Origin of the sequence: Streptomyces sp. JHA26, assembly GCF_002005565.1 — a bacterium.
GTDB lineage: Bacteria > Actinomycetota > Actinomycetes > Streptomycetales > Streptomycetaceae > Streptomyces.
The window spans coordinates 1-639 of the sequence record NZ_BDJC01000166.1 but is presented as its reverse complement, the minus strand read 5'-3'; the positions used below and the strand labels follow the sequence as shown (position 1 = coordinate 639).

Annotated in this window: 1 pseudogene; it reads right to left on the bottom strand. The window is 82.8% G+C overall.

What is annotated here, in order from left to right:
• Positions 1-206: pseudogene (locus JHAT_RS35040) on the bottom strand (hypothetical protein); the annotation flags it as partial.
• Positions 207-639 lie beyond the last annotated feature (433 nt).

Sequence of the window (639 nt, the reverse complement as noted above, 5' to 3'; positions counted from 1 at the left end):
GCCGACGGCGGGGCGGCCGGCGCGGCGCCCGAGGCGCCCGCGGCTCCGCCGGTCCAGCGGGCCGTGTCCCGGAGCATTCCGGCGTCGCGCGGATCCCGGCCCGCCGCCACGCCCGCGTCCCCGCGCACCGCCGACGGCGCGACCGGGGCGCCGCCCTCCTCGGCACCGTCCCCGGCGAACCGCCCCGCCGACGCGGGCGGCACCACGCCCCCCGTCCAGCGGCTGACGCCGCCGCCCGGTCGGCCGGACGCACCAGGGTCCTCCTCGTCACACCGGGCTCCCGGCACCCACGACACGGCACCGGCCCCGCACACCGGCGTCCCCGCCGCGCACCCGCGCCCGGCGACACCCCCGGTCCAGCGCTCCGCGATCCGCCCACCCACGCCCACGACGACCCCGGCACCCGCCACGGCCCCGACCCCCGGCGCCTCCACCGCGCACCCGCACCCGACAGCATCCCCGGTCCAGCGCTCCGCGGTGCGCCCGCCCACGCCCACGACACCCGGCACCCCTCCCGACGCACCGACCACCGCACCGGATCCCGCCCGCCGACCACTCCCCGGCGCCTCCACCGCGCACCCGCACCCGACGGCACCCCCGGTCCAGCGCTCCGCGATCCGCCCACCCACGCCCACGACG